This is a genomic window from Metallibacterium sp. (assembly GCF_054637675.1).
Map to the genome: position 1 here is coordinate 1 of NZ_JBTSRB010000107.1, position 3,011 is coordinate 3,011.

Annotated in this window: 5 protein-coding genes; all 5 read right to left on the reverse strand. The window is 64.7% G+C overall.

From position 1 onward, the window contains the following. Positions 1-111: 111 nt before the first annotated feature. Complete coding sequence (locus ACYDAT_RS15975) at positions 112-582, reverse strand: DUF1697 domain-containing protein (RefSeq protein WP_461451419.1); 471 nt, start codon at positions 580-582, stop codon at positions 112-114. Between the two features lie 81 nt (positions 583-663). Continuing rightward, positions 664-1,437 (reverse strand): hypothetical protein, encoded by a 774-nt coding sequence (locus ACYDAT_RS15980; protein ID WP_461442369.1) that lies wholly within the window; start codon positions 1,435-1,437, stop codon positions 664-666. Continuing rightward, positions 1,434-1,634, reverse strand: coding sequence for a hypothetical protein (locus ACYDAT_RS15985; RefSeq protein ID WP_461442370.1), 201 nt, complete (start codon positions 1,632-1,634; stop codon positions 1,434-1,436). The genes ACYDAT_RS15980 and ACYDAT_RS15985 overlap by 4 nt, the downstream gene beginning before the upstream one ends. Before the next feature lie 46 nt (positions 1,635-1,680). Continuing rightward, a complete protein-coding gene (locus ACYDAT_RS15990) occupies positions 1,681-2,622 on the reverse strand; it encodes a VOC family protein (RefSeq protein ID WP_461451421.1) in 942 nt (313 codons plus the stop codon). A gap of 112 nt (positions 2,623-2,734) precedes the next feature. Further along, on the reverse strand, positions 2,735-3,011 hold a 277-nt coding region (locus ACYDAT_RS15995; RefSeq protein WP_461451423.1), incomplete at its 5' end, for a DinB/UmuC family translesion DNA polymerase.

Here is a 3,011-nt window from a genome sequence, read left to right on the forward strand (position 1 = left end):
GGGGTGGGTGTCTCGGACGCCGACTTCGCCGCCATTCCCATCGACCGCAACGCCTTCCACGGCGACTGGAACTACACCATCAAGCCTGCATAGAAGTGCACACTTAATTTGTTAACGATCTCTTAGCGCCTCGCCAGCCTTGCTTTCGAGAATGCCGGAAGTGCACAGCAGATACGCGGCATTCTTGCCGACTGAGAACCGTTCTGGCGGTTTCACGAGCGCTTCGATGGCGGCAAGACTCGAGAGGGCCTTGGTATCTTGGACGAAGGCAACCAGGAGGCGCGAATGGTCTGGCGCGCCTTTGGCGAGTGGATTCTCGGAAATGATGGCTGCGAGTTCGGTCGCTGATTTGACAACGACCGGCACTTCGACCCCCAGCTCGCTGAGGATGGCCGCGGTTATGGCCGCGCTATGCGTTTCGGGCGAACCACTTGCGGCGCCGAAGACCGCGTTGCCGCTATTGAGCAAGGTCGCGACACCGGTGTAGCCCAGCCCAGTGAGCAGAGTGCGCAACTCAGCCATGGGAACACGCTTGGCCTTGCCAACATTGACACCACGCAGCAATGCTACGAATGAGGGCATTTGCATCGCTCAGCACTTGTCATGACCGACCCGCGGATGTCGTAGGGGCGTTGGTTCCGCCGCAGCGGATCAGCCACTCCTCTAGACAGTATGGCGCCTCGGTTGCGCGAGCGAATCCGCCACGACCCAGGCAGCGCCGATCAGGGCGAGATTCACGGCGTTCTCGCTCCAGATCCAATGGCTGGAGGGATCGGCCAGGAGTCTCGGCCCCCACACCAGCAGGGCGAAGGACGCGTACATGGCGGTCAGCAGGATCGCGGCGAGGCGCGCCTGCACGCGCGTCAGGATCGCAACGCCCGCCGCGATCTGGCCGACCCCGGTCGCATAGCCCCAGAACACTTGCGAAGGCGGCAGCCATTGGGGAACCAGCGGAGCGGTGAGGTTCATATAGACAAAATGCGCGCCGCCGAATATCAGCGCACAAACCCCGAACGCCAGTTGGCCCAAGCGCGTGAGTCGTGCGGCCAGGGCCGCATCGATCTTGGCGCTGGCGGCGTAGACAATCAGCCCGCCGGCCGCGATCGCGAGCTGCTCGGCGACGCCTTCGTAGGTAACGTACTCGGCGTAATGGGCGAGCAGCACGCGGCCGTTCATCAGGATGACGACAATGAGCGCGTAATAGGCGGTGAGCGCCGCGGCGCCCCAGGCCGCGGTTCGACGCCACACGACGGCCGCGCCCGCGACGAGCATGAACGCCGCGGCGGCATAGGCCAGGGCGGTGCGGTCGGGAAAGTCCTTGGGCACCGGCTGCCCCGGATCGAAGATCCCCCACACCAGGCAAAGCATGCCCAACGCCATCACGCCCAGGCCGTAGACACGCCCGCCGAAGGCCATCGTCGTTTTTCCCGCGGTCATGACTTTGCCACCTTCAATTGCGAATGGCCGTCATGTTCACGGCGAAGTTCAGCGGTGTGATGGGTCTTGGGCTTCAACACGTGGCGGGTGCCGTGCGGGCGTTCATGACATTGCCGAGCACTGCCCCACTGGATCTTCGGGCGAGTGGCGTCGGCGGCGGATCCCCGGCGTGCGGATCCGATGTTCCAGTGGGTCATGGTGTTGGGCTCCATGGCGCTCAAGGCAACCGGGGCGGCATGCGGGTCATGTCGATGACGACAGGGAAGCCGGTGATGTGACCGGCGGCCAAGTTCTGCGCGCCGCGTCCAGTGGGCTCGTCAGCCCGACATCGTTGCCGTCCGGGTCGGCGACGATGGCATAGCGCGCGCCCCAGAAAGCGTCGAAGGGACATTGGCGGCCCGTGTATCCGGCTGCCGTGAGCGCGGCATAGCGTTGATCCACGGCCTCGCGCATCGGCAGGGTGATGCTAATCACGACCCGGCTCCGGCCTTGACGCTTGCCCTCGCCAGTCCGCCAGGCTGCGTTGTAGAAACGGGCCAGCACCTCGTTGTCGAATTCCAGTTGCAAGCCATCGGGCCATCGCGCCTTGGCGTGACGAATGCCGTCGGCGCCTCGCGGCGATTCCACAATCTCGATGCCCAGGGCGCGGTAGAACGCCAGGCTGGCATCGAAGTCACGGCGGACGAGGTTCACCTGGTTCAGGCGCAGCGAACTGAGGCTTGGCGGTGCAGCGGTCGCAGCAGGATCAGCGGCAGCACGCCCTGCCGTTTCGTACTGTTCGACTGGCCGTGTCAACGTGCCCTGCCCCGGCGTGACGAACAGCGCCGCACTCGGTGCCCTGACCTTGGCGGTATGCCAGACCCCCTTGGGCACGATGACGAAGGCGCCGGGCTTGTGCAGGCGCACGCTGCGCGGCCCGTCATGTCCATCCGGCAGATCCATGCGCAGGTCGAAGTCGCCGCTGAGCAAGCCGATCCATTCATCGCCGTGAGGGTGACACTCCCAGGTCGGCCAGTCCTGCTCGAAGTGGAAGCTGGAGACCAGCAACTTTCCGGAGAAGTCGCCGAATCGGGCGGTCAGTTCATCCCAGAGTCCCGGGGTGACGCCGATCGGGGTGGCCTGACCCCGTGCATCGAAGACCACGAAGGTCGAGTCGATCGTTGCAGGCGTGTTGTCACCGGGCATGGCTTCTCACCCTTGAAGTAGGCCGACACTCTTGAACCCGCGTCCGCGCTGACCACCCCGTCAAAGGTCATTCGCGCCGACAGCCGTGACGCATTCTAAAGCGTGGCCAAAGTCACGCGGCGCCATGGGCTTCCCAAGTCTTGATCGCAAACAAATCGGGCTGCGCCGTATCGGCGTCGACGAATCCCGACAGTCCCACACCGACCAGGCGATAGCGCGTGGACGCCGGCAGTTCGACGCGCGCGCGCAGTTGCAACGCCGCCCGCACCAGCGCTGCTTCGGATTGCGCTGGCAGCGCATCGGTGTGGCTGCGCGTGAGCGTGCGAAAGTACGCGGTCTTCAGCTTGAGCACCACGGTACGCGCGATGCGATCCTGCTCGCGCACATAC

What these genes read in the sequence shown, in the direction of transcription:
- ACYDAT_RS15990 (WP_461451421.1), bottom strand. Translation starts at nt 2,622, where the DNA reads ATGCCCGGTGACAACACGCCTGCAACGATCGACTCGACCTTCGTGGTC.
- ACYDAT_RS15980 (WP_461442369.1), bottom strand. Translation starts at nt 1,437, where the DNA reads ATGACCGCGGGAAAAACGACGATGGCCTTCGGCGGGCGTGTCTACGGC.
- ACYDAT_RS15985 (WP_461442370.1), bottom strand. Translation starts at nt 1,634, where the DNA reads ATGACCCACTGGAACATCGGATCCGCACGCCGGGGATCCGCCGCCGAC.
- ACYDAT_RS15975 (WP_461451419.1), bottom strand. Translation starts at nt 582, where the DNA reads ATGCCCTCATTCGTAGCATTGCTGCGTGGTGTCAATGTTGGCAAGGCC.